A 24,591-nucleotide genomic window follows, 5' to 3' on the forward strand; every position below is an offset into this window, starting at 1 on the left:
GGCCGCTTTCAATCGCCACAGCGGCAGGCGCAATGCCCTTTAACGTTGAACTGAAAGGGGGCCTGCTATCAACCCTGACAGGAGGCCCCCTTTTACTCAGGCGATGTTTCAGCGAACCTTGAACCGCCCCATGATCGCATTCACCCGGCTGTTGGCTTCCAGCAACTGACGGGTGTTGTTCTCGCTGGCCAGGCCGCTTTCCACCAGCTCTTCGACCATGTGCCGGATCTGCACCATGCTCCGGTTGATCTCTTCGGTCACTGCACTTTGCTGCTCTGCGGCGGTGGCGATCTGGGTGCTGAGGCTGTTGATCTGGCTGACGGAGCCGGCCATTTCGTCCAGGCCCGAGTTCACTCGGGAGGTGGCGTCGGCAGCCGATTGGCAACTGGTCTGGGTGTTTTCCATGGCCGCGACCGACGAGCTCACGCCTTGGGTCAGGCGCGTCAGCATTTCGTTGATCTCCGAAGTGCTGGCCTGGGTGCGGGCGGCGAGGGCGCGGACTTCGTCGGCGACCACCGCGAAGCCACGGCCTTGCTCGCCAGCCCGGGCGGCTTCGATGGCGGCGTTGAGCGCCAGCAGGTTGGTCTGCCCGGCGATGGCCCCGATCACCCCGAGGATCTCGGTGATGCGCTGCGCATCCTGCTGCATGCTCTCGACCTTGTGGGTGGCGCTGGCCACTTCCTCGATCAACGCGACGACACTGTTCGATGCCTCACCGACAACGACGCGGGAGCGATCGGCATGTTCATTGGCCCGCTGGGTGAAGGCGGCCGTCTCAGCGGCATTCTGCGCCACGCTTTCGGCGGTGGAACTCATTTCGGTGATGGCCGTTACCGTCTGGTCGGTCTCCGAGGCATGGCGCATCAGGATTTCACTGGTGTGGGCCGAAGTCTGCTGCAGCTTGTCCAGGCTAGATGCCATGGCGCCGGTGGCCTGGGTGACTTCGCCGATCATGTCTTGCAGGTACGCGATAAAGCGGTTGACCGAATGACCGATGGCGCCCAGTTCGTCTTCGGCGCGGATGGTGATGCGGCGGGTCAGGTCGGCGTCGCCCGTGGACAGCGCATCGATGTTGCCCTTGAGCACTTTCATGCGGTTGGTCAATTGGCGGATCGCATACAGCTGCATCAGCACCAACAGGATCACCATGGGTATCTGCAACAGGCTCAGCGTGTTCAATACGTCATCACGTTGGGCTGTGATCAGGCGGGTCGGCAGGGCAGTGGCGAGGAACCAGGGCGAGCCTTCGATAGGTCGCATGAAGAACGTGCTGGCTTCACCGTTGTTGTCGAATTCGACGCGCTGCGGTTGGTCACGGTTGGCCAGGCCAGCCTTGACCTGGGCGGCAAATGGCGAGCCAGCCGCCAGTTCGCTGATGTTCTTGAGCACGATCGGGCCGCTGATCCGCGAGCTGTTGCTGATGATCTTGCCGTCGCTTTCCACGATCAGCATCTCGGCGTTCAGTTCTGCTTCCTTGCGTGCGATCAGCTCGTTGAAAAAGCCGAGGGTCACGTCGATGGTGGAGACGCCATACGGCGCGCCATTCTTCTGGATGGCCATGGCGCAGTTGGTCCGGGGTTCGGCGCTCGCGTCGTCCTTGTAGGCTGCCGCCCAGGCGCATTTGCCAGGGGGAGTGGCCATGCCGCCCTTGTGCCAGGGTTGCTCGTAGTAGTTCGGCGCCGCATCGCTGTTCCAGAAGGTGTTGACGATCAGCTTGCCGGAAGCGTCGCGGTGCCAGAAGGTGCTGAATTTGCTGCGACCTTCGGCGCGCTGGTTGGGCAAAGGCCAGATCCCGCCGCCGAACACTTTCAGCTCACCGTACTGGTCCACCAGGCCTGGCAGTACCTTGTCGATAGCATCGCTGTCGAGCAAGGGGATGGTCTGGGTAATGCTGCGTTGCTGGGCCTGGACCTTGTTCAGTTCGCCCTGGATCTGCTCGGCGACCTCGGCAATGCGGTTCAGCGCCACTTGTTCCTCGGTGTGGCGCAGCTTGGGTGCGACGAGGTAACTGATGCCGACGACCGTCAGGATGGATAACACCAGAATGAACAGAACCAAAAACAACGTGTAGCGGGCCTGAATGGTGCGCAATGAGGGCATGTGGGTGTTCCTTGCACGGGGCGACTTTCGGAAACAAATGGGATGAACGTTCCAATATATGTCGGCTTCTCTGCCAGGAGCTTGAGTGTGGGGCCTGACCAGCCGTCAGGCGGCGGAATGGGCCTGGGCGTTTTTCCAGGTTTGAGCGTGAGCCTGCAATTCATCGTGAAGGCGTTGCATGGGGGCCGAGTGCAGGCTGAGCCTGCGCGGATGTGCAACTCGGTGGAACAGCGCCTGCCAACCTTGCCCGGCGTCCGTGGGCATCATCCCAGTGAAGAAAAAACCCGCAGCCAGCAGCAGCTGGTGGTCGGCGCAAAAGTGTCGACCGAGGCCGATTCGGACCGAAAGCGGCCAATGGGCCGGCAAGCGCCGAAGCTGCCCGACGAGGCATGTATCCACCCGATCCGCCACGATCTCGATCCGGCCGGGTAAATGGCTAAGCCGCAACGGCCGAATGCCCGGCGGCCTTTCCACAAGGGTGGTCCCGAAACGCGTTTCCAAAGCGCCCATCAGCCATTGGTGGGGCGCGGGCCATTGAAGACGTGGCAGCGGTCGAGGGTGGTCGCCGATCACTTGGCAGCCGATCACGATGGTTTCGGGCTGGTCCGTGGCGAACGGAGAGGGCACGAAGTCGGGTAGCAGGCCGATGTCATGAAAACCAAGTCGTTGGGACAGCCGTTGGCTGTAGGGATGGCTGGTGACCTGCTTGATCGATAGCCTGGCGAGCCCGAGCTGCCGGCAACCGTCCAGTAATTGTTGCCCCAGCCGCGAGGCGATCTGCCTGCCCTGCAACTCGGGGTCCACCGCAACCAGCGCCAGCTCGGCATCTTGAGTGGCGTGTCCCTGGCGGCACAACGCGGCATGACCGACCACGCGCCCGTCGACCACCGCCACCTGCGAATGCCAGCGCCCCTTGAGATTGTGCTGGCAGATCATTTGCGGCATGTAGACGTCAGGGGAGACGTAGTGATCGCCGTACACCCGACGAAACAGCTCGCACGTACCGGCGCTGTCGGTGGCTTGGAATGGCCTGAATGCCAGAAGGCTCATCCGGCATCCTCCGGTGCCCGCGAACCGTATACCCGACGATCGATGATCGACAGGTGCTTGCCGGAACGGGGGTGGCGCTCCAGGTCCTGTGCGGTACAGGCCTGGGTATCCACATGAAGTCGATCGAGGCCTGGATATTGCTCGATCAAGGCCGCTTTAAGCGCATGGGATCGCGTTGGGCCTGCATCCTCGGCTTTTTCCGGCAGCCACTTGAGCAACACGCAGTCATTGCCCTGGCTGTGCTCGATGATCAGTTGCCACTGCACACCGCCGGCCACGCGCCGCGCGATGTCGCTTATTTCTTCGGGAAACAGCGACAACACGCCAACGCGTACGCGCCGGCTCTCTGCGCTGCGTCCTCGAAGGGCGAATTTGCGCCCCGGCGTGCCTGCCGGCTCGCACCAACTGGCGCGGTCTCCCACCGGGTATCGGACAATGGGCATGAGGGTCCGGTTGAAATTCGTCACCACCAGGTTTCCGGCTTGGCCAATGGCCTCGATCGCTTCCCCGCTCAGGTCGTCGACGATTTCCACCCGCGTGTGCTGATCGAATACCCGGTGCTCGCCCAAGCCGCAATCAGGCGTGCTCGCACCTACCAGTCCGGCATCCACGCTGGCGTATCCGATGGACGCGAAACGCGCGCCCGGGAAGGCGCGCTTCAATGTCGGCATCTGGCTTTCGAACAGGTTTTCCCCACCAAAGAGCACGGTGGTGATCTGTGGCAGTCTGCGCCCTTTGCCAATGACATGGCTGGCGAAGGCCAGCAAGTGCGCAGGCACGCCCACGAGTACGTTGATGCGGTGTCCAGCAATGGCGTCGGCCAACACATCGAGTTCCACCGAGCCGGAGAAGGGAAACTCGGTAATCGCAACATCGACGCTGCACAGGGCGCCGTGGATGAACAGGAAACTGGCGTAGAGATCCCCCGAGAAAAACAGATTGGCAATGCGATCTCCCGCAGCCAATTGGGCTGTCAAGCTGCGACCGAAGCAATCGAGCATCAGTTGCCATTCTGCGTGGGTATACACCGATAACTTGCCTTCGCTGGTCGTACCGCCGGTCTTGAAGACCAGTGCGTCCTTAACGCGGCTGGTCAACACCGGCCAATGGTCCAGGTCGTGGCTGCCTTTCCAATACTCGCTGAGATTGACGATCGGCAACTGGTGGAACTCGCAGCCATGGACGGGTAGATGGCTCAGCTGCGTGCGATAGAACATCGAATGCGTGCGGATATGGTTGAGCCATTGGTCGTAGGTTGATGGGGCGCTCATCGGAATATTCTCAAGGCTATGGGTCGGCTTATCGGGTACCGGGCGAAATCAACGGCCGGCTAACCTGCAATCGATCACCAGCGGGACTTTGCCGCTGTGCTTGTTATGTTCGAACCGCTCAACCGGGCAGTGCTCGACGTCCAGAACCACCAACCCGGCGTTGACCGACGTGCGCAGCGCTGCGAGGCCCAGCACCTGGCGCCGTACCGTTTCGGCGTCGCCATCGGTACGAATCAGCAAACGCTCACCGCCACAGCCCGCATGGCTCAGAACGATCTGGATGGCCGTCTGCGCGTGCTCGGACAGGTCCCGGGTATTGATGAACTCCGTGGCGATGCGCACCAGTTGGCCGTGGCGCTCGCGCAGCTCGAATCTGGGCGACTCCAGGCCACACGCGCATGGGCCGGGTAGCCAGCGCCCTAGGTCGCCGACTTCGTATCGCTGGAGCGGGCGCGCCTGGCGTACGCGGGAGGTGAACAGCAAGCGCCCGATACCATCAGGGCCGACCGGCATATCCCGTTCCAGGTCAACGATTTCCAAGGATTGGATATCCTCCATCAGATGAAACACACCGTCGCCGCTGGCTATGCAGGCATGCCCGAGGGGGCCCGCATCGACGCTGCCGTAGATTGCCGAGCGAACGCAGGTGACGCCGCATTGCTCGAACAGGAGACGACAGTCCTGCCCCAGGTGTTCGCCACCAAGCATGATCTTGCGCACACCGCCGTAGCCTTGAAGGACTGATTGCTGGCTTGAGAACAGACGATGCAACGTGCTGGGCATGCCCATGAGCGTGTTGATTCGATGCTCGACGATCAACTGCGCGATCTCTGCAAAGTTGTCATCCGGCGGCGCACTCATCGGGTAATGCACGACATCCATCTGTTCGAGGATCTTGGTGAAACTGAGGAACCCGCCGTACAGGCTGCCGCCATAGAACAGGTTCATCACTCGATCGTACGTCGGGTCGAGCCCCGCGGCGCGCAGCCCATCGGCGGCGGCCCGCATGTGGCGGTCGAAATCACGATGGCTATAGGGGGACAAAATCGGCGCACCGCTGCTGCCGCCGGAACGGAAGAACAGCTGTGCCTGAGGGGCCGGGGGCAGCGCCACGAACGCTGCTTTGTCCATGATGGGCGTCGAAGGGGTCAGCGCCAATGGGCTCGCGGCGGCATCCAGCGTGACGCGATGGCTGGCAATGCCTGCATCAAGGCTGACCGATACCCGGCGACTCAATCGTTGCAGCCCGTAGACCCCATCGTGGGGCTCGCCGTCGTAACCTTGCTGGATTTCTCCCGTGGAGGTCACCCGGCCAACCCCAGCGGTCATCAGGCGCCGAACCAGCCCAGGAGCGCGTTCCGGCTCGCAGATGAGGGCGCAGCTCTGCAGCACATTGCGCCATGGCAGCAAGGTTTCGGCGAGCAGCACTTGCGGCATCGGCCGTAGCAGGAGCGTGCGAAACAATGGCGAAGGTTGCAGTTCGCGGTGGTGCTCCCAGAGAATGCGCCAGCCATTGCCCGTCCAGACCTGGCCGGTTTCGTTGGCAAAGCTGAAGTCCAGGCGGGCCAGTGCCGTACGGGTGGTGATCTCACTGGCTTCGGCGGCGGTGGTCTCCAGGGTGGGCCAGCGCCCGGTCCGGCGTTCGAACGCGGCGGCCAGGGCGCTTCCCACTGCTTGCAATTGCCCAGGATCATCGCTGTCCACCAGCAGCCATTGCGGGCTGGAGCAGGCCTGCTGGTCGAGGCGGCAGACTTCGTCCACCAGCGCATCCAAGGCCTGCTCGCTGGCGGCCAGAGGCGTGATATAGGCGAAGCTGATCCGGTGGCCCCAATCGATCCAGCGACAACCCGTTGGAATGCGCTCGCGCAATGCCTTCAAGGCAGCTTCGCCGCCCCAGGCACTGACGCCATTGGCAACGGCAAAAAGACGCCCGGTTTGTTCAGAGGGCACCGGCAATACCGCCAGATAACCACGTAGCCGGCCGCCTGGATCGCACGCCAGGAACGCCGCTAGGAGTTGCGCCGTCAGGTCGCCCTCGCGGGTGCTGGGGCGCAGCCAATTGACGTTGCCCGCAAGTAGGCCTTCCAGCACCGCGCAAAACCCCAGCAACGGCGAGTTGCCCGGCGTGACATGAACCACCAGGCCCAAGGGCTGCCAACTCTCGAAGGGCCCGTCGCAATAATCGATTCGCCGTAGCGAACGTGCATCGACGCCCAGCTCCCGTTCCAGCTTGAAGCTCAACGACTTGCGGGCGCAGAAAGCAATCAGGGCCTGGCGCTGGTCCTCGTCCAGCAGCGGGCTTCGGTCTGCCGCACGCAGCCATTGCGCGAACGCCTCGGCACAGTCGATAACCTCCTCGCTGCGAGGTGGCGTTTCCAGCAAGACGGGCAGTTGCGCTTGGAGGCGTTCAAGCGCTGCATCGAGCGGCAGCCCGGCGTTCAGTTGGCCGTTGATGAGGTACATATCAGTTTTCCTTGATCAATTCGGCAGCGGCCATGGCGCAGCTTCGGCTGGCACTGGTGCCGGCCCGGCCATGCAGCTCGAACCACTGGGTTTGAAGGCCGCACTTGCAGTTGGCCGGGTGCAGGGTCGCCAGATCACTCATCACCACGGCGTGCGCGGGGCTTGACGAGATGTAGGGCGAAACGAACGACAACAACCCTGGTTCGCCGAACGGCTGGACACTGAAGTCCGAGGGGTGGCGTATGAAGACTTTGGAATAGACCGGCACGTGGAACCGATGATGGGCGCACTCGATGTAAGGCACCGCGTGCTCGACCGCACCGTAGCCGTCGCGGCAGCGTTGGACCTCGATGCCGAGTTGCTGTGTGATGCGCTCGTAAACGTGACGTCGGGGGATTTCCTCGGCCGCCTGTTTCTTCCAGCCGCCGCCCAGGAAGACCAGCGAACCGGCGGCGAGCTTCAGGTCTTGCATGCCGGTTTCACGCATGCGCTCAAGCACATGCCAGAGCAGCGCCGGGAAGCCGAAGATGCGCACCGGCAGGCCCTCTTCGGCGAAAGATTGCAGGGTGCCGATGGCGCCGAAGACGTCGAATTCGTGGCCTTTTCCCGTGCATCGCAAGGCGTAGGCGATCCGATTGGCCGGTGCGAAGCGGCACAGGAACTGGTCGGTGTAGGCCGTGCCCAGGCGATTGGCCGCTTCGGGCTCATGGCTGAAGAGCAAGTAGTTGCACGGCGAGTCGGGTGTCGACCAGCCGTAATACTCAAAGATGTTTGCCACCATGCCTTGGGCCGCCGCCATGCTGCGCTCGTCGTAGCGCATGCGGCTTTTCTGCCCGCTGGTGCCCGAGGACGTGAGTTCCAATGCACCTTCGGCGGTGGGGCTGAGCAGCAGTCGCTGCTTGAAATAGCTGGCGTAAATGGGCGGCAGGCGCGACCAGTCAGTCAAACGGTCCAGGTCGTCGGCCCGAAGCCCGTTGGTGTTGAGCCAATGTTCGTAGCCTGGCGTGTGGTGGCTATGGAACAGGCTTATTTCAGCCATGGCTCTGTCGAACAGCCCCGGTGGCAGCGAATCGCCGTCATACGGCTGGGGCCATGCGCACAGCGCATCGGCATGGGGAAAGTGAATCATCGGGTCATCCTATGGGAAGGCAAATCAAGGGAGAGCAGCGGGGCGCGAGGTGAACAGGCGCAGCACGACAGGACAGCTGAGCCCGGCGATGCCGACCATCAGCGCGAAGGACTCAAGGTTCGCCCCGGCACCCAGCAGCGCCAACAGCGACCCTGTCGCGCTCATCACGGCGATGGAGATCATCCCGACCATGGCCGAAACCAAGCCCTTGCTATCGTCGGTGGCGAACAGGGCCAGTCGATACAGCGCGGCATTGCCCATGCCGAGCCCGATGGCATACAGCGACAGCCCACTGACCAGGACGGGAACGGACAGGGCGAACTGACTGCCGGCCACCAGCGCGGTCAGGCCTGTACACAACGGCCACAAGCTGTAGCGGACCACCCGATGCACCCCAGCCCGTTCCACCAGGGCGTTGAGGACGAGATTGCCGAGGATGACCGCCGCGAAAACCGGAATCTGCCAAACCCCATACGCCAAGGGGGACAGGCCATGTCCTTGGATCAACAGCAGGGGCGACAGGCCGATCCAGGCAATCAGCGGCAGGCTCATCAACCCCAGCGCGACGCTGGCCGACATGAAGCCACCGTGGCCCAGCAGCGCTGCGTATCGCCTTACGAGCGAACGCAGGTCGAATGCTTCTACGACCGGTGTTTCAGCGCCGGCATGTGTGCCAGGGGGCGTTCGCGGCATGAACCCCCACAGGGCCAACCAGCTGACCACCCCGAGACCGGCCAGCAACATGAACAGCTCGCGCCACGACAGCCACTGCAGCAGCAGCCCGCCCGCCAAAGGGCCTAAAAGCGGTGAAAGAAGGGCGAGATTGCCCAGCATGGCCATGACCTTCACGGCGGCGGATTCGCAGAATATTTCCTGTATGGCGGGGTAGCTGACTGCAATCACGAAGCCCAGCCCCATCCCCTGGACCAGACGAAGCCCATTGAAACCCTGCATGCCGGTGACCTGGGTGATCGCCACGCAAGCCAGCACGAACCCGGCACACCCCACGAGCATGAAGGGGCGCCGCCCATGACGATCCGACAACGGGCCGATCAGCCACGGCAGCAGGACGCCGCCCAGCAGGTACAGATTGAACGCGTGGGGAATCTGATCGGGGGATGCATCGAGGTCCTGGGTCACGGTGAGCATGGCGGGCATGATCAAGTCGCTGGCCATGTAAGTGAGGAACTCGAAAAGAGCGATGGCCAGGCAGAAACCTGTCAGGCGAAAGGGTGAAAGAAGGGTGGGCTGATTTGGCATGGATTCCCAACGTCGGTTCTCGGAAAGAAGGAAATTTCTTCTTTTCCGAGCGTACGTTGGCGAGATCCAGGATCGAAAGACGACTTTTCCCATAATGAGCCAAGGAAAGTAGACGGGCAGGTGTGGGAAAGGTCTCTTTCGTTGCGCGAATATGCCCAGGCGGTTGTACCATGCGATCCTGGCTGCCTACCCACCTTGCCTATGGTGGAAGAAACGCAGGGCTAGGGGGTAGAACGAAAACTTCAGGAAACTGGCAAATGACTCATTCGCAACGTTTGAAATACTCGATTCTGGTGGTTCTCGTCGTACTGGCGATCATGCTCGGACTGTCCTGGATGCAAGGCAAGGGCATGATCAGCGAGCAGCTGTTTCAATACATCGCCATTGCCGTGGCGGTCATCGTCGTGGTGATCAACGGCGTGATGCGACGCAAGGTCAAGCCTTGAGCGCCGCTCATTCTTCGGTGTTGAGCAGGGCCACGGCCTGGTGGTGCAAGCTGTAGCTTTTATCCGAATTGAGCGTGACCACGCCTTCGCCGCACAGGCGCTTTAGCACCTCACGCACGCTCAGAAAGGACAAGGGAATGTCCAGCCCCAACAATTGGCTATGGACGCCGCGTACACCCAGCCGGCGGTTTTCATCGGCGGCCTTGAGCAAGGCGTCGATGACCTTCAAGCGAATCAGGCTCGTCCTGAGCCCATAGCTCTTGAGCAGACGCTTGATCTGCTCGTTGCCGCCTCGTTCCGCTGGCCCAGGGAACGTACGGTTTGTGGCTGTCATCGTGACACGGGCCGATCCTGGCTTGCCCTCCATGGGCATTTGCGCGTTATGCATGTAAAGACTCCTTACCAGCCTGACAGAAAAGATCATCAACGCTCTCCTGTATAGGACGAACGAGGGCGGCCAATCATGAGGACGTGGGTGTGAAAAAAATGCCTGGATACCGTCAAACCCCGGTAGAAGCGGCTTGCCAGCCGATTAATTTTTTTTCATCCGGTTCGTTCTCAAGGTAGGCACATCCGCGTTGAAGCGCGGCGCATGTGAACTTCCAGGCCGGGGCGGACGTACAAGGGCGTATCGGCGGCCGTCCTGGTTTTTGTACGCTATCGATCAGGAGTGAGTGTGGGAATGTCCGGGCAGTTATCGAGGTTTTGCCTTGCCGGTGTCTTGCTGGGGATGTCCCTGGGCTTGAGTACCGTTGTCAGCGCACGAGGCGAGGCCGGGCAGGCCACTGCCGAAATTCGTCGCACCAGTTTTGGCGTGCCGCATATTCGCGCCCAGGATGAGCGGGGGTTGGGATACGGCATCGGCTATGCGTACGCCCAGGACAACCTATGCCTGTTGGCCAATGAGATCGTGACCGTCAACGGCCAACGCTCGCGCTATTTTGGTCCGGAACAGGTCACCGTCGAGCAGCGCGAGAATCGTGCAAGCGACGTGTTTTTTGCGTGGCTCAACACGCCCCGGGCGGTTTCCGGTTTCTGGCAGGCGCAGACGCCCCAGGTCCAGCAGTTGGTGGAAGGTTATGCCGCCGGCTACAACCGCGCGCTGGCTGAGCGCAAGGTCAAAGGCCTGCCGGAACAATGCGCAAGCGAGTGGGTGCGGCCAATCACCGCGCTGGATATTGTCAAGCTCACCCGGCGCCTGTTGGTGGAGGGTGGCGTCGGCCAGTTCACCGAGGCGTTGGCCGGGGCGCAGCCGCCCAAGGCTACGGCAGACGCGGGGGGCTCGGCGTCCGGTTTCGCCATCGCGGCGCAACGGCAACAGCGCTTCGCCCTGGAGCGCGGCAGTAACGCCCTGGCTATCGGCAGCGAACGCTCGTTCAATGGGCGCGGCATGCTGCTGGCTAATCCGCATTTCCCGTGGGTGGGAGGCATGCGTTTTTACCAGATGCATTTGACCATCCCCGGAAAGCTGGACGTGATGGGCGCGGCGTTGCCGGGCCTACCGGTGATCAATATCGGCTTCAGCCGGCACTTGGCCTGGACCCATACCGTCGATACGTCCAAGCATTTTACCCTGTATCGGCTACAACTGGACCCCAAGGACCCGACTCGCTACCTGGTGGATGGCAAGTCCGTTGCCATGAGCCAGCAAACGGTCACGGTGGACATCAAGCAGGCCGATGGGCAGGTCAAGCCGGTCTCCCGTGTGGTCTACGGTTCGCAGTTCGGACCGATCGTGCAATGGCCCGGGAAACTGGATTGGGATAACCGGTTCGCCTATAGCCTGCGGGACGCCAACCTGGAAAACGACCGGGTGCTGGCGCAGTGGTACGCGATGAATCGAGCCGTTACGCTCAAGGACCTGCAAGATTCCGTACATCGCATTCAGGGGATTCCCTGGGTCAATACCCTGGCCGTTGATGACCAGGGACAAAGCCTCTATATGAACGTGTCGGTGGTGCCCAACGTCGATGCCGGCAAGCTTGCCCGATGCAGCGACCCCAAGGCCGGGCTGCGGCTGATCGTGCTGGACGGTTCACGCGGCGAATGCGCCTGGGATGTGGACCCCAAGGCGGTGCAGAAGGGTACCTATGCGGCGGACAAGCTCCCGCAACTGTTGCGCCGCGATTATGTGCAGAACTCCAACGATTCGGCGTGGATGGTCAATCCGTCGCAGCCGTTGGCCGGTTATTCCCCGGTGATCAGCCAGCAGGACCTGCCACTGGGCCTGCGGGCGCGTTTTGCCCTGGACCGACTGGGACAACTGGAAAAGGCGGGGCCGGTAACGGTGAGCGATTTGCAGGGCATGGTCATGGACGACCGGGTATACCTGGCCGATCAGGTCATGCCGGACCTGCTGGCTTTCTGTGCCGAGAAGCTGGGGGCCGATGCACCGGCCCTGACGCAGGCATGCAGTCAGCTCAAGGCCTGGGACCGTACCGCCAGCCTGGACAGCGGCGTGGGGTTCGTCCATTTCCAGCACATCATGCAGGCATTGCAGGCGGCGCCGGGCATCTGGCGGGTCGCGTTCGACCCGAACGATCCGCAACATACCCCGCGCGGCCTGGCGATCGAAGCATCGCCAGTGGCTGATGCGCTGAGCCAGGCCATGGTCGCATCGGTCCAAGCGGTGGACGCTGCGGGACTGCAAGCGGATAGCCAATGGCGGGACGTGCAGGTGACCCGCAGCGGCGACCGCCGGATACCCATTCACGGTGGACCGGGCGAGCTGGGCATCTATAACGCCATCCAGAGCATGCCGGGCGCGAACGGCCAGCGGGAAGTGGTCAGCGGCACCAGTTATCTGCAAGTGGTGACGTTTGACGGCAACGGACCCAACGCACAGGGACTCTTGGCGTTCTCACTGTCCAGCGATCCTTCATCGCCCTATTCGGCGGACCAGACCCAGGCATTCTCGAAGGGGCAATTAAGTGTGCTGCCTTTCTCTGAACAGCAGATCAAGGCCGACCCGCATTACCAGGCGCAGACCATCCATGAGGGCGCGCAGGCGGGCAGGGTGGCGACGCAATAGCCGTGGGAGCAATCAGGCCGCGTCCCCAAGGGAGGCGGCCTATGTCAGTTTCGGGTAGGACGAGCGATGGCGTTCAATACCAGGTTGCCGTCGCTGTTCTGTGTCAGGTACACCGGCAAGACCTTGGGCAGCGAAGGCACCAGGTTCTTCACTTCGTTCAGGTTGTAGTTTCCACCGATGCGCAGAGTGCCCGTTGCGTTGTCCGCCAGCATCACGGGACGGTCGAGGTAGCGGTTGATCAGCGGCAGCGCGTCGGACAGGGCCAGGTTATCCAGCACCAGCTTGCCACTTCGCCATGCCAGCGAGCTGTCATCGAGGGCGACGTCACGAACCTTCGGCTGGAAATCGCCAGCCCTGTAGCTCGCCTGCATCCCAGGTGACAGTTGCTGGCCGCCCGCTTTGGATGCCCGATGGCTGGTTACCCACACGGAACCTTCCACCAGCGTAACCCGCACTTGATCCTGGTACATCCACACGTTGAAACGGGTCCCGGTCACGCGCACCTGGCCCTGGCCTGCCCGAACGACGAAGGGGTGGCGGCTATCGTGGCGGACATCGAAAAACGCTTCGCCTTTTTTCATCGTGACCCGGCGTTCGTCCTTGTAGTTGGCAAACACCAGCTCGCTTGCGAGGTTGAGCTCTACCTGACTGCCGTCATCAAGAGTGATGTGACGCACGCTCGTACCTGCCTCGAATCGCTGGTAGGCGTTGGGCAACCACCCCATGTTCCAACCGGTAAAAGCAGCCAGGGGCAGGCCGAGGGCAAGCACCGTCGCCGCGATCGCCATGGAGCCTGCGCGAGACCGCGGGCGCTGGGTCGCAGGGATGGCCATTGGCTCGACGCGCGGCAGATGCTCGGCAACGCCCCAGATTTCCAGCATGGCTGCGTATTCAAAGGCGTGCAGCGGATCGGCGTCGTGCCATTGCTTGAACGCCAGCCGTTCGGCATCCGTGCAGTCGTCCGCGTGCAGACGCATGCACCAATGCGCGGCCGCATCGGTGATGGCATCGTATTCGGCTTCCGGGAGTGTACGTTCGGTCATGGGCTCTTCCTGGTTTGCCGCATTCTAACCCTCGGGGCCCATTGCCGAGAACAGGGATGATGGCATTTGCACGGCATGCATCGAGTTTTCCGTTGGTCAGACGTAGGAGCGTCCAGGTCCGGGTCGTACTGTCGCACACATGCCGTGAAAAAAAGATCAACGGCCTTGGCATGCCCACGGCTCAACGCACTCAAGTGGAACGCGATGGGCTCGGATCGAGCTGGCGCCCCAATTCACAAATCAGCAGCGTGACCGAATCGGCGTTACGGAGTATGACGTCGATGCGCTTGTGCGGCAAAATCGGGTTCAAGAACGCGTTTCGTGCTTCGTCCATACTCCGTGTGTCGGTGACTTTCAAAATGGCCTTGGCAATGTCTTTATACATTGGCAACAACTCCAGGCTCTTGTAACTGTTGTCGGTACTGTCCCACTGTCTGAACAGCTTGGATTTTGCCGTGCCCAGGGAAAGCCCATTGAGTTGCAGCTCCTTCTGCGTGTCATGACGTGTTTGCCCCAGGTGGGTCGAGGTTGAAATCAAGTCGGGAAACGGCAGCGCAGCGTCCAGGTAGATGATGTCGATCGTGTCGATGAGCTGATGGGATATCTCGTGGATAAGCGTTGCGCCTTGGGCATGCGCGTCGACGTTGAAGAACGCCGGCACCACGGTCTTGTACCAGTCCAGCCCCGGTTCGAAGAAAAACTGCGTCAGGTAGATTCGCCCGCGGGCCGCAGGTTCGAGCACAAATGCGGTTGCCCGGTCTTCCAGGTATTTCAAATTGCCAATGACGATACGGCTGGCGTTCTGCTGTTCCCAGGTGGGGTCGGCCAACGCCCTGCATATCGCGAAAATGGCGGTCTCCACTTTGCCGATCAGGGCGCTGTCGACCTGTCGGACCCCAAAGAATGACTTCAGGAAACTATCCAGCCGAGAGCCTGGCAAAGGCTGCTTTTTGAACTGCTCCAGGTTGAGCAAGGCGTTCAGTGAATAGAATCTGGCGGTTTCCAATGCTTGTACGATGACGTTGGCGCGATAAGGATATTTCTTGCGTATCTCAGCCATGCCGCGCGCTTCGATGTTCAAGGATCCCTTTGCCTTGAAGTCGCTATAGGTCACCGCCATTTTCGACCCCGCCTTGCCGAAACGAATGGTCTGTCGCTCTGGGTCGATTGCCCATGTCGTTTCGTCGGCGCTATACCTCAGCAACGGGCCTTCGTCATCACCGTGGATAATGCGCCAGCCCCGGCCGGCCCTTGCCACTTGATAGACCTTGCCGGCCAGGGGCACGTAGAACTTGCCGCCGTCGTTTGATTCATAGGTGCCGTCGGCCCGGTTCTGCTGGAGCGCCCAGAGGCTGATGCCTATGGCTTCGAAGGCCTGTAAGTCGGTGCGCAGTGGCGCGGTGCAGGCGATTTCCTGCCACCCGGGCGTCGAGGAGCCGCTTGGCGAGGCCGGTTCGGCGGGATCGAGGAGGCCGAATGTATCGTCGCGATTGAGCAAACCCAGCGACACCATTTCCGCGGCGCCGGCGATGAAATCATGCAGGCCGGTTTTCCAGTCGTGCTGCTGCAGGGCTTCGGCCGAACCCTTGAAGTCCTGATAGCTCTCCCAAAGCGTTTCCAGGAACGTCAACCTGGCCGGTAGCTGCCTACCCACCAATCCGATCCCAGAACTGAACAGGTGCAGCACCGTTGCCCAGTCGAATGGGCGATGGTCCTGGTTCTTCGTCCCCAGCATATCCAGTAGCAACGTCGCGTTGTCGTTGTACAGGGTTTCGAATACATCGGTGTCGATCGGATTCGAAGCGAGGGTAATCTCCGACAGTTGCCCGAGGGTGGCGGTAAACAGATTCCGGAAGGTGGCTCGCTGGTCTTCGGGCAGCCGGCGGACCAGCAGGTCCTGAAGCGCGCCGGGGGCATTGAGGGCGGCGACGATGCTTGGTTCATCCTTGAACTCGGCCAGGGAATGCCCCTCGTGGTAGGGAGCATATAAAACATGAGGGTCCGCCGGATCGGCGCTCGAGCTGATCACATAGAGCCCGAGCGCCCTTACCGCGGCGGCGCCGCCGGTCTTGATCAGCTCCAGTGGACGTATGAACGCACCGGCACCCCTGACCGCTCGACGGGCGATGGCGTCCGGCATGTCCAGGACCTGGAGGATCAAGTCGAACGCCTTCGGGGAAATGTGCTGTTGCAGAAGATGTGAGTGAGCGTATTGCAACAATTGCCATGGCAGCTGCTGGCGAAAGCGTCGCTTCCTGGGCTGGACATCGGAAATTGCGCCGCAAAGCGCTTGTTTCACCTGATGTTTGTAAGTGCTCTGGATATCGAGCGACGACAACATCTGCCGCACCGCCAGTTCGTTCAGGCTGTCTGGCAATGATTGCGTGGAGGTCGAGGAAACCTTGAAGCCCTTGCTGGTGACATCGATGGGGTGCAAGGCAAAGTCGGTCAATGAACTGGCAGGGCCGACCACCGCCAGGTTTGGCGTGATCTGGATGGTTTCGGGGTTGAGTCTGTCCTCGGGGAAACGTGCGTCCAGCAGTGCTTGCAGACGATTATGCACGTAGGTACGCAGGGGTTCGATGCCGTCCAGGTAATCCTTGCCATCGGCTACGCTGCTTTTGTATTGCTCCAGGATCTCGACGTGCAAACGTTGATCCTCGAGGGGGGCAGCGCCGAGCCAGGCGGGCAGTTTTTGCCGGTATTTGCTGGCCTGGGCGATGGCCGTGGCGCGTTTCAGGTTGGTGGGCGCTCCTTTTTCCAGCAGGGCTTCAAGACCGTTTGCCAGTGCCGAGCGGGTCAGTTGCCAATCCCCGCTTTTCAGGGCACTCAGGTAGGCGTACTCAGTCTCGAAAAGGTGGATGAACGAGGTCATTCGATTCATCAGAACGTTGTCGTCGATCAGTTCGTAGGTGTCCAGTTGATAGCGTCGGTGGGGCTGGCGCTGGGCCGGGGGAAGGTTGGACAGCAAGCCAAATCGCCTGCGGGAATCGAGCAATTGCCGATTCAATTGTCGAGTGGCCAGGTCGACCGAGGGGAATGCCTGTAGCCCGTCGGCAGGTGTCCAGACGATCGCCATGCCCGAGTACGGCGTATCGAGGCCACCACGCTCGGTCAATAGAAAACAGTTGGCCAGTGGCAGCGAGATGGCGACGCCGGACGATGCGCACGTCAGTTTCAATGAATAAACGTCTGGCCGGAATCCCCTGACGCCGATGCGCCGCCGGCGATCCGGGTAGTCGGGGTCGAAGGCGAACACCGTCGTGATCAGTTCATGGGCGATTGTCGGCAGCGTGGCGTCGATCGAGCGTAGATCAGCCTCTGCGCGAATCCCCACTGAAAACACATTGGTCAACTGTGCAAGCAATTGCCTGAGTCCGTTTTGAAGCGAAGACCGGAGAAACGATGGCAGCCTGCAAAATTCGCTAGCGAAGGCGCCTTCCACATCAATGTAGCTCTTGGCCTTTCTTTCCATCTGATCGGCCAGGAAGTTGGAAAGTCGCAATTTTCCATGGAAAGCGGGCTGGGTCCCCCAATGTCCGGCGGTCTTTTGATTGAGTAGCTTGTTGCTGATGAAGGCTCGTATGTCGAGGGCCTTGTCGACCAGTGCATGGACATTCACCCGGCCCTGGCGGGACATTTGCAGCGCATACCGCAGGTTGTGCGTCTGTTTGTCGATGATCGCGCCAGCCAATGAATCAGCGATAGGCATGTCTATCGGTTCGCCGCAAATTTGCGGATGCTCGAAACCCAGGAGCCGGTTGCGCTCGTCCAGGTCCAGCAGGCTGTAGATCGCCTCCTTCTGCTCGGGCGTGCTGACCAGCGCTTCTTTGAATCCAAGGTAATTGCCAACGACTTGAAGGCCGTCGGTGGGCGTGTAGAGGTAATGACCTTGCCCGCTGACCATCAGCGATCCAGCGAGCTCCACGAAGTTAGGTGCATATTCCCAGAGGCGCACCGTCTCGATGAATAGCACTGCCTCGTCCCGGCGCGACGGCCTGAACAGCCGAAGCAACTCGCGGCCCTGGGCCTCCGTCAGCTGGTTTTTTTCTCGTTTGATCAGAATGGCCGCCCACAGGGCGTCCTGAATGAATTGGGCCAGGAATTGGCGCCGAGACGTGTGGAAGGGGCCGCTGGTGTCCCAGAACGCGTTGACACGATCGATCAGCTTCGGGATCAGCTTTATCGCCGCACCCTTGATGATCGCTTCCCACTCCTGTCCGGAATAGGACGACGCAGGCGTGTCAGGGTGGGTCAGGTCGGCAAGATGCCCGGCTGGCCAGCCTTGATGGTGGAAATAGACCAGCACCGCCTCGCTCAGGGGAATGCTTTGGGTGACATGAATCGCCTCGGGCGCCTGGGTGTAGTCGATCCTGGACAGCGCAATGCGTACCTGCCTGGGATCGAGGCCGGGTAGCGCGTCGCCCAGTATCTGGTCCAGCAGCGTCGCGAGCGGGGGCAACTTGACCAATTCCTCCACCATGGACAGCACGTTGTGGTGCTGGGCATGTTCGATGGTGTTGATTTGAGTCTCGAAAACGTCCCCGTCGATGGCCTGCCAGGATTGTTCGATATCCGTCGTGCCCTTCAGTTCGCTGCGCTGGGCAATCGACAGGAGCCGAAACAGATTGTTGCGATCGCGGTTGTCCAGCAATGTCTGGTCAATCCAGGCCCGGAGCGCTGCGGGACTGTCGAACTTGCGAACGCCGTCCCATGGCGTGTACAGGAATGCTGGATCGACGGCGGTATCGCCGCGTCTGGGCGTGGTTCGCAGGCAAAAGCAGCCAGCCAACGCAATGGCCGGCTTGCCTTCGGCGCTGAACTGGATGGTCTCGGCGATCATCGGAGGCGTCTGTGCGGCGCGTTGCGCATGGGTGGGCAGCGAAACGTTTTGCAGCCAGTCGAGGTCGGCCTGCGTCAGGCCATGGTGTGCCTCCAGCTCATCCAAGCCCTTGGCGGCCAACAGCTGGGGAAATAATAACGGCAGTGCTGCTGTGCTCATCGTCGCTTCTCGTCAGGGCAGGCCAATGCGGCGTCCCGGTGGATGAAGCGGCCAGACTAGGCCACGCTGAAAGGGCACAGGTGGTACATAGTTACCGCATGGACGATGGGCGTGTCTGCCAGGCTCGCTGGCGAACGCCCCGGCCCAAAGGGTTGCTTGCGCAAAGGTTGACAGCGCGCTCATGGGGCAGTGTTAATCAGCCCAAGTCTTGTCGTTTCAACGCTGTTGCTACCTCCTACAATCACTCAGGAGCTTCAGATGTCCGCGCTTCCCGATCACACCGGTCCTTGCACGTTATCCCTTGACGCCTTGGTTGGGCTGTTGGAGCAGATCTTCCTGCGCCACGGCACATCGGCAGAGGTCGCCCGCACCCTCGCCGAAAACTGCGCCGCAGCCGAGCGCGACGGGGCCCATAGCCATGGAGTGTTCCGCATGCCGGGTTATGTCTCCACGCTCAAAAGCGGTTGGGTCGACGGCCGAGCCGTGCCGGTGGTCGAGGATGTCGCCTCAGGTTTCGTACGGGTGGACGCCGGCAATGGCTTTGCCCAGCCCGCTCTGGCGGCCGCGCGGCCCTTGCTGGTGGAAAAGGCCCGCAGCGCCGGTATCGCGGTGCTGGCGATCCGCAACTCTCATCATTTCGCGGCGCTTTGGCCGGACGTCGAGCCGTTTGCCTATGAAGGGTTGGTGGCACTGAGCGTTGTCAACAGCATGACCTGCGTAGTGCCTCATGGCGCGGACCGCCCCTTGTTCGGCACCAACCCCATCGCTTTCGCCGCGCCACGCGCCGGTGGCGAGCCGATCGTCTTCGACCTTGCCACCAGCGCCATCGCCCACGGCGATGTGCAGATTGCCGCGCGCAAAGGCGAGCTGCTGCCGCCGGGAATGGGGGTGGATATCCTGGGCCAGCCGACCCGCGACCCGAAGGCAATTCTCGAAGGCGGGGCGCTCTTGCCATTTGGTGGGCACAAGGGGTCGGCGTTGTCGATGATGGTCGAATTGCTGGCGGCGGCGTTAACCGGGGGCAATTTTTCCTTCGAGTTCGACTGGCGCAATCACCCCGGCGCCAAAACGCCTTGGACTGGGCAATTGTTGATCGTGATCGACCCCAGCAAGGCCGCTGGGCAAGGATTTGCCGAGCGCAGCCAGGAACTCGTCAGGCAGATGCACGGGGTGGGGCTACGCCGTTTGCCCGGGGATCGTCGGCACCGGGAGCGCGGCAAGTCCACAGAACAGGGCATCACGCTGGATGAGCAGGCGTACGCTCAGTTGAGGGAACTGGCGGGAGCGTAGACCGAAGGCCAGTGGTTTTTTCATGGCAAGGGAGCGGTCTCCCTTGCCATGGGTCGGTGCTCAACGTCGCCCGAGCAATAATCCCACCACGAGGCCAAACCCCGCGGAAATAGCCACAGTCTGCCAAGGGTGCCCGCCAATATAGACTTGCGTTGCATCGACCATCGGCCGCGTGCGCTCCCGGGCGCTGGCAACCGCATCCAAAGCCTGTTGCAGTTTCAGGGCGATCTGGCCGCGCAGGTTTTCAGCATCCTCGCCGACCAAGGACGCACTGCTCTTGAGTAATTTTTCCGACTCTTCGATCAATGCCTTCAGTTCGCTGAAGGCTTGATCCTTGATTTGCTCTCCGTTCGGTTGCGCGGCGCTTTTACGGGCCATTGAGGTGCTCCTTGAGGATGGATGGCAGTAAACAGTGGAGTGCCACGCTTCGGTAAAAGTTGCAGCGCCAGGGGTGCGTCCGTACAGCGCAGGGCCAATTCGGTGTTAAGCCGTTTCCCCGCAAGGTGTAAGATGCCGCCTATTTACGCAACAGGAAATGCCCCATGAGTTTCAATCTGGCTGACAGGCCCCTGGCCGAGCGCGCCGCGCTGGAAGACGAAAAATCCCGGCTCTTCGAGCTTTGGCAGAACAACCTGGGCAAGGCCAAGGGCGACGCCGCCCGGTTGTTCGGCGAGCGTTCCAAGCGCAAGGGCAAGTGGGCCGAATGGGTACGCGCAGAACTGGACGGCATGTCGCCTCCGGAATACGCCAACATGGTGCGCAGCGAGGTCAATCGACTGATGGCCGCCAATAAATAAAAACTTACGCAAAGGTCGCGATGATAGCCTCGCGCACCTTGTCCACCGCCAGGTCCTTCTGCCCGTGGGTCCGCGACCCCAGCTCGATGGGATAGCGCGGCAAGGCCAGCGGGCAGGGCACCAATGCCAGGCCGCTGAGCTGGGCGATGGCGCGGGCGGCATGGTCTGGGATGGTCGCCACGGCCTGGCTGTCCTTGAGCAGGAACGGCAGCGCCGCAAAATGCGTGGTCGAGGCACATACTCTTCGTCGCAGGCCCAGCGCGGCCAGCCCCTCATCGGTGATGCCGATGAAGCCGCCGGACGACACCAACAGATGCTCCCGCGCCACGAAGGCTTCGAGGGTAAGGTCCTGCTGGCCCGCTGCCAGACTGGCCGGATCCATGAGGCAAGCGTAGCCACCTTCGCCGAGGACCCTGCGACTCAGCAGCCGTTCGGTAAATCCCCCCGCCGTAATCGCCAGGTCCAGACTGCGCTCCATCAAGGCCCTGCCGACGATCTGGCTATGGGTCTGGCGAAAGATCAAGCGCAGGCCCGGCGCCCGTCGTGCCACTTCCTCTATCAGGCGGCGTCCATAGGCGATCTCGAAATCATCGGACAAGCCGAGGATGACGGATCGACCTTCGTAGTGGCTGGCGCCAGGATCGACCATTGCCAGGCTCTGGCGGCACTTGTCCAAGGCTTCACTGATGACGGGTTTCAACTGGTTGGCGCGCAAGGTAGGGGCCAGGCCCCGACCCGTGCGCACGAACAGTTGGTCGTCATAAATGCCGCGAAGCCTGCGCAGCGCCGCACTGATGGCGGACTGGGTAACCCCTAGGCGCAACGCGGCGCGGCTTGCGCTGGATTCGTCGTGCAAGGCTTCGAAGGTTTTCAGCAGGTTAAGATCGACGTCGACGATATTCATTTGGCTCATATCTTTTAGCAGCATTTCGGGCTTTATTGATGATCGGCCGTGGCGTGAAAATCAGCAACACCTGAAACCACGGAGTTCAAGACCATGCCCAAATCCATCGTCGCTGCCCTGCAAATCGGCTCGCTACCGGGTGGCAAAGCCGAAACACTGACGCAGATCCTTTCCTATGAAGAGGCAATTCGCGACGCGGGCGCTCGTTTGGTCGTAATGCCGGAGGCGCTGCTGGGTGGTTATCCCAAGGGCGAGGGTTTTGGAACGCAATTGGGCTATCGGCTACCGGAAGGACGCGAGGCGTTCGCTCGCTACTTCGCCAACGCCATCGACGTACCTGGCGTCGAGACGGAGGCATTGGCCGGCCTGTCGGCGCGCACCGGGGCAAGCCTGGTGCTGGGTGTTATCGAGCGGGCCGGCAATACCTTGTATTGCACGGCCCTGTACTTCGAGCCCGACGCCGGCTTGGTGGCCAAGCACCGTAAGCTGATGCCCACCGGCACAGAACGGTTGATCTGGGGCAAGGGCGACGGGTCGACTCTGCCGGTGATCGACAGCCAGGTGGGTCGCGTGGGCGCGGCGGTGTGCTGGGAAAACATGATGCCGCTGCTGCGCACGGCGATGTATGCCAAAGGCGTCGACGTCTGGTGTGCCCCAACGGTGGATGAGCGGGAGATGTGGCAAGTGAGCATGCGGCATATCGCTCACGAAGGTCGTTGCTTCGTGGTCAGTGCCTGCCAGGTCCAGGCATCCCCCGAGGCGCTGGGAGTCGAAGTGGCTAACTGGCCGGCACAACGGCCATTGATCGCCGGCGGCAGCGTGATCGTTGGCCCCATGGGGGACGTGCTGGCTGGCCCGTTGAAGGGTACCGCCGGGTTGCTGACCGCTGAAATCGACACCGACGAATTGGTGCGTGCGCGCTATGACTATGATGTGGTCGGCCACTACGCCCGGCCCGACGTGTTCGAACTGGTGGTGGACGAGCGGGCCAAGCCGGGCGTGCGCTTCACTGCATGAGTCACCAGGTGGCCGAGGCGCCTGGCAAGTCAAGGGTCCCGCGGTCGACGAAGCGCATCGTGCCGAATACACCGCCGGCGAGCTTGCCCTTGAGTACATAGGGCAGGTTGTCCAGGCGCTGGGTCTGGCTCAGGCCCAGCGTCTGGCGCAGCACCGAAAAGGCCGAGATGCTCACCGGCACGCTTAATACGCCTTCGGAGAAACGTGGGATCGAGCCGCTCTGGTCACTGACCCCCGTCGCCAGGGTGTGGCCGTTGACTTCCAGGTCCAGCGCGACGCCGTTGTACTCGATAGTGGTTTCGTTGGGGTTCTGTAAGCGCAGTTTCACCGCAAAGCGCAGTTCCATGCCCTGGCTGGGTAACGGCTCGATACCGACCACGTTGATGTTCAGCGGATCCCGTTGCTGGAAGAGGGCGCAGGCGCTCAGGCTGAGCACTATCAAAATGAAGGACAAGCCGCGGATTGTGCGCATGAAAGGGGCTCTCGCGTTGGGGCGGGTGGGACAGGACAATAACATTCCACTCGCCATGAGGCTCAAGTCAAAGCGGTGTCGCCTACTGACAGTTTCTGACACCAGCCTCTGCTAATCTGCTGCAACTTTCCTCGTGGGCCTATCATCGTGTCGCGAACCACTCGGCTGCTTACTTTGTTGCAAGTCTTGCGGGGCAAGCGATGCCCAGTCACGGCTGCGACATTGGCGGGCGAGTTGAAGGTCTCCGAGCGCACGCTTTATCGCGATATCGCCGAACTCACGGCCCTCGGCGCACCGATCCAGGGCGAGGCAGGCATCGGCTATGTGCTGCGCAGCGGCCTGTTCTTGCCGCCCTTGATGTTCACCGCCGATGAAATCGAGGCCATCGTGCTGGGTTTGCGTTATGTCGACCAGCGCGGCGACGAGGTGCTGGGCAAGGCAGCCGCCGATGCCCTGGCCAAGGTCGAGGCGGTGCTGGCGCCCGGTTTGCGCGATGCGCTGCACAACCCCACCGTATTACCGGGCCCGGCGGGCTACGGCTATCCGCAAAACACTGTCGAGCTGAATGTCTATCGCCAGGCCATTCGCACGCAGGCCAAGCTGCATATCGACTACGCCGATGTGAACAAGGCCCCGAGCCAGCGCTTGATCTGGCCGCTGGCCCTGGGTTTTTTCAATGAGGCTCGGGTGGTGGTGGCCTGGTGCGAATTGCGTGGCGCCTATCGTACTTTTCGCACGGACCGGATTGCCTCGGCCGTCGTCCAGGGCGAGCGTTATCCAGGCAGGCGCAGTGACTGGCTGCGCGCCTGGTTTGCGCTGATGAATCTCGACGAGACGGGGCGTTTCACTCCTGACAAAAACTGACACAGCGCTGTTTTAGCATGGCCTTGAAACGAAAAAACAAGGAGCCCTGACATGTCCAATCCCGTCTCTTCCCTGGCGCCGGCCATCGCCGGCTACATTGCCGCCGCCAACGCCCGTGACAGCTCGGCGGTGACGCGTTTCTTTGCCGAAGACGCCAATGTGTTCGATGAAGGCAACCATCGGGTCGGCACCCGGGCCATCGCTCAATGGATGGAAGACACCGCGCGGCGCTACCAGCCACGGGTGGAAGTGCTCAACGTGCAGCAGCGTACTGGAAAGGTGCTGGTCCACAACCTGATCTCCGGGACCTTCCCTGGCAGCCCGCTCGAGTTGCGCTATACCTTCCGACTCGATGAGCAGGGGAAGATCAGCCGGTTGGATATTTCTGTCTAGGGGGTGGGGTTTGGGTAAACCCAATTGAGGAGAAACGCACGGGATCGCCCCGCATGGCA

The 24,591-nt window shown here is 61.5% G+C and carries 18 protein-coding genes and 2 pseudogenes; 7 read left to right on the forward strand and 13 right to left on the reverse strand.

Annotated features, from left to right (window positions below; genetic code table 11):
• Positions 1 to 108: 108 nt before the first annotated feature.
• From DOCECA_RS08270 to DOCECA_RS08300, 7 genes and pseudogenes are all read right to left on the reverse strand, one after another.
• Positions 109 to 636 (reverse strand): annotated as a pseudogene (locus DOCECA_RS08270) (methyl-accepting chemotaxis protein); the annotation flags it as partial.
• A gap of 378 nt (positions 637 to 1,014) precedes the next feature.
• A pseudogene (locus tag DOCECA_RS08275) lies at positions 1,015 to 2,100 on the reverse strand (cache domain-containing protein); the annotation flags it as partial.
• A 105-nt stretch (positions 2,101 to 2,205) separates the two neighbouring features.
• Positions 2,206 to 3,150 (reverse strand): GNAT family N-acetyltransferase, encoded by a 945-nt coding sequence (locus tag DOCECA_RS08280; protein ID WP_445571731.1) that lies wholly within the window; start codon positions 3,148 to 3,150, stop codon positions 2,206 to 2,208.
• Complete coding sequence (locus tag DOCECA_RS08285; protein WP_445571732.1) at positions 3,147 to 4,421, reverse strand: phenylacetate--CoA ligase family protein; 1,275 nt, start codon at positions 4,419 to 4,421, stop codon at positions 3,147 to 3,149. The genes DOCECA_RS08280 and DOCECA_RS08285 overlap by 4 nt, the downstream gene beginning before the upstream one ends.
• Before the next feature lie 48 nt (positions 4,422 to 4,469).
• Positions 4,470 to 6,884, reverse strand: a complete 2,415-nt coding sequence (locus tag DOCECA_RS08290; protein ID WP_445571733.1) for an acyl-CoA reductase — start codon at positions 6,882 to 6,884, stop codon at positions 4,470 to 4,472.
• Between the two features lies 1 nt (position 6,885).
• The gene (locus tag DOCECA_RS08295; protein ID WP_445571734.1) at positions 6,886 to 8,013 is read right to left on the reverse strand and encodes a LuxE/PaaK family acyltransferase; all 1,128 of its coding nucleotides are present in this window, start codon (positions 8,011 to 8,013) and stop codon (positions 6,886 to 6,888) included.
• Between the two features lie 24 nt (positions 8,014 to 8,037).
• The gene (locus DOCECA_RS08300; RefSeq protein WP_445571735.1) at positions 8,038 to 9,273 is read right to left on the reverse strand and encodes an MFS transporter; all 1,236 of its coding nucleotides are present in this window, start codon (positions 9,271 to 9,273) and stop codon (positions 8,038 to 8,040) included.
• Positions 9,274 to 9,530: 257 nt separating this feature from the next.
• Between DOCECA_RS08300 and DOCECA_RS08305 the strand changes: the two genes are divergently transcribed.
• Positions 9,531 to 9,719 carry a hypothetical protein gene (locus DOCECA_RS08305; protein ID WP_186631798.1) on the forward strand — a complete coding sequence of 63 codons (189 nt, stop codon included), beginning with the start codon at positions 9,531 to 9,533 and terminating at the stop codon, positions 9,717 to 9,719.
• Positions 9,720 to 9,726: 7 nt separating this feature from the next.
• Here the strand turns inward: DOCECA_RS08305 and DOCECA_RS08310 are convergent, their stop codons facing one another.
• Positions 9,727 to 10,107, reverse strand: a complete 381-nt coding sequence (locus DOCECA_RS08310; protein ID WP_434563878.1) for a fe2+ zn2+ uptake regulation protein — start codon at positions 10,105 to 10,107, stop codon at positions 9,727 to 9,729.
• A gap of 294 nt (positions 10,108 to 10,401) precedes the next feature.
• Between DOCECA_RS08310 and pvdQ the strand changes: the two genes are divergently transcribed.
• The gene (pvdQ, locus tag DOCECA_RS08315; protein WP_445571736.1) at positions 10,402 to 12,750 is read left to right on the forward strand and encodes a bifunctional acylase PvdQ; all 2,349 of its coding nucleotides are present in this window, start codon (positions 10,402 to 10,404) and stop codon (positions 12,748 to 12,750) included.
• 44 nt (positions 12,751 to 12,794) lie between these two features.
• On the opposite strand, the gene DOCECA_RS08320 is transcribed toward pvdQ, so the two are convergent.
• Positions 12,795 to 13,793: a FecR family protein gene (locus DOCECA_RS08320; protein WP_445571737.1), complete on the reverse strand. Its 999-nt coding sequence runs from the start codon at positions 13,791 to 13,793 to the stop codon at positions 12,795 to 12,797.
• Between the two features lie 190 nt (positions 13,794 to 13,983).
• Positions 13,984 to 18,276: a dermonecrotic toxin domain-containing protein gene (locus tag DOCECA_RS08325; protein WP_445572152.1), complete on the reverse strand. Its 4,293-nt coding sequence runs from the start codon at positions 18,274 to 18,276 to the stop codon at positions 13,984 to 13,986.
• A gap of 777 nt (positions 18,277 to 19,053) precedes the next feature.
• On the opposite strand from DOCECA_RS08325, the gene DOCECA_RS08330 reads away from it, so the two are divergent.
• Positions 19,054 to 20,085, forward strand: coding sequence for an Ldh family oxidoreductase (locus DOCECA_RS08330; RefSeq protein ID WP_445571738.1), 1,032 nt, complete (start codon positions 19,054 to 19,056; stop codon positions 20,083 to 20,085).
• A 60-nt stretch (positions 20,086 to 20,145) separates the two neighbouring features.
• On the opposite strand, the gene DOCECA_RS08335 is transcribed toward DOCECA_RS08330, so the two are convergent.
• A complete protein-coding gene (locus DOCECA_RS08335) occupies positions 20,146 to 20,463 on the reverse strand; it encodes a DUF883 family protein (RefSeq protein WP_420766822.1) in 318 nt (105 codons plus the stop codon).
• A 164-nt stretch (positions 20,464 to 20,627) separates the two neighbouring features.
• Between DOCECA_RS08335 and DOCECA_RS08340 the strand changes: the two genes are divergently transcribed.
• On the forward strand, positions 20,628 to 20,882 hold the full coding sequence (locus tag DOCECA_RS08340; protein ID WP_039591001.1) for a hypothetical protein: 255 nt from the start codon (positions 20,628 to 20,630) through the stop codon (positions 20,880 to 20,882).
• A gap of 4 nt (positions 20,883 to 20,886) precedes the next feature.
• Here DOCECA_RS08340 and DOCECA_RS08345 read toward each other — a convergent pair whose 3' ends face one another.
• Positions 20,887 to 21,795 (reverse strand): LysR family transcriptional regulator, encoded by a 909-nt coding sequence (locus DOCECA_RS08345; RefSeq protein ID WP_420766823.1) that lies wholly within the window; start codon positions 21,793 to 21,795, stop codon positions 20,887 to 20,889.
• Between the two features lie 84 nt (positions 21,796 to 21,879).
• On the opposite strand from DOCECA_RS08345, the gene DOCECA_RS08350 reads away from it, so the two are divergent.
• Positions 21,880 to 22,803, forward strand: a complete 924-nt coding sequence (locus DOCECA_RS08350; protein WP_420766824.1) for a carbon-nitrogen hydrolase family protein — start codon at positions 21,880 to 21,882, stop codon at positions 22,801 to 22,803.
• Between the two features lies 1 nt (position 22,804).
• Here DOCECA_RS08350 and DOCECA_RS08355 read toward each other — a convergent pair whose 3' ends face one another.
• Entirely contained in the window at positions 22,805 to 23,275 is a 471-nt protein-coding gene (locus tag DOCECA_RS08355) for an LEA type 2 family protein (protein ID WP_434563890.1), read from the reverse strand.
• Positions 23,276 to 23,422: 147 nt separating this feature from the next.
• On the opposite strand from DOCECA_RS08355, the gene DOCECA_RS08360 reads away from it, so the two are divergent.
• Entirely contained in the window at positions 23,423 to 24,139 is a 717-nt protein-coding gene (locus tag DOCECA_RS08360) for a helix-turn-helix transcriptional regulator (RefSeq protein WP_434563892.1), read from the forward strand.
• Positions 24,140 to 24,190: 51 nt separating this feature from the next.
• Positions 24,191 to 24,532: a nuclear transport factor 2 family protein gene (locus tag DOCECA_RS08365; protein WP_434611252.1), complete on the forward strand. Its 342-nt coding sequence runs from the start codon at positions 24,191 to 24,193 to the stop codon at positions 24,530 to 24,532.
• Positions 24,533 to 24,591: the final 59 nt, after the last annotated feature.

The sequence above is a fragment of the Pseudomonas sp. E102 genome, assembly GCF_052660185.1.

Bases quoted from the DNA above. Each gene is read 5' to 3' on its own strand.
- DOCECA_RS08280 (WP_445571731.1), bottom strand. From the start codon at position 3,150: ATGAGCCTTCTGGCATTCAGGCCATTCCAAGCCACCGACAGCGCCGGT.
- DOCECA_RS08285 (WP_445571732.1), bottom strand. From the start codon at position 4,421: ATGAGCGCCCCATCAACCTACGACCAATGGCTCAACCATATCCGCACG.
- DOCECA_RS08290 (WP_445571733.1), bottom strand. From the start codon at position 6,884: ATGTACCTCATCAACGGCCAACTGAACGCCGGGCTGCCGCTCGATGCA.
- DOCECA_RS08295 (WP_445571734.1), bottom strand. From the start codon at position 8,013: ATGATTCACTTTCCCCATGCCGATGCGCTGTGCGCATGGCCCCAGCCG.
- DOCECA_RS08300 (WP_445571735.1), bottom strand. From the start codon at position 9,273: ATGCCAAATCAGCCCACCCTTCTTTCACCCTTTCGCCTGACAGGTTTC.
- DOCECA_RS08305 (WP_186631798.1), top strand. From the start codon at position 9,531: ATGACTCATTCGCAACGTTTGAAATACTCGATTCTGGTGGTTCTCGTC.
- DOCECA_RS08310 (WP_434563878.1), bottom strand. From the start codon at position 10,107: ATGCATAACGCGCAAATGCCCATGGAGGGCAAGCCAGGATCGGCCCGT.
- pvdQ (WP_445571736.1), top strand. From the start codon at position 10,402: ATGTCCGGGCAGTTATCGAGGTTTTGCCTTGCCGGTGTCTTGCTGGGG.
- DOCECA_RS08320 (WP_445571737.1), bottom strand. From the start codon at position 13,793: ATGACCGAACGTACACTCCCGGAAGCCGAATACGATGCCATCACCGAT.
- DOCECA_RS08325 (WP_445572152.1), bottom strand. From the start codon at position 18,276: ATGGTGGAGGAATTGGTCAAGTTGCCCCCGCTCGCGACGCTGCTGGAC.
- DOCECA_RS08330 (WP_445571738.1), top strand. From the start codon at position 19,054: ATGTCCGCGCTTCCCGATCACACCGGTCCTTGCACGTTATCCCTTGAC.
- DOCECA_RS08335 (WP_420766822.1), bottom strand. From the start codon at position 20,463: ATGGCCCGTAAAAGCGCCGCGCAACCGAACGGAGAGCAAATCAAGGAT.
- DOCECA_RS08340 (WP_039591001.1), top strand. From the start codon at position 20,628: ATGAGTTTCAATCTGGCTGACAGGCCCCTGGCCGAGCGCGCCGCGCTG.
- DOCECA_RS08345 (WP_420766823.1), bottom strand. From the start codon at position 21,795: ATGAGCCAAATGAATATCGTCGACGTCGATCTTAACCTGCTGAAAACC.
- DOCECA_RS08350 (WP_420766824.1), top strand. From the start codon at position 21,880: ATGCCCAAATCCATCGTCGCTGCCCTGCAAATCGGCTCGCTACCGGGT.
- DOCECA_RS08355 (WP_434563890.1), bottom strand. From the start codon at position 23,275: ATGCGCACAATCCGCGGCTTGTCCTTCATTTTGATAGTGCTCAGCCTG.
- DOCECA_RS08365 (WP_434611252.1), top strand. From the start codon at position 24,191: ATGTCCAATCCCGTCTCTTCCCTGGCGCCGGCCATCGCCGGCTACATT.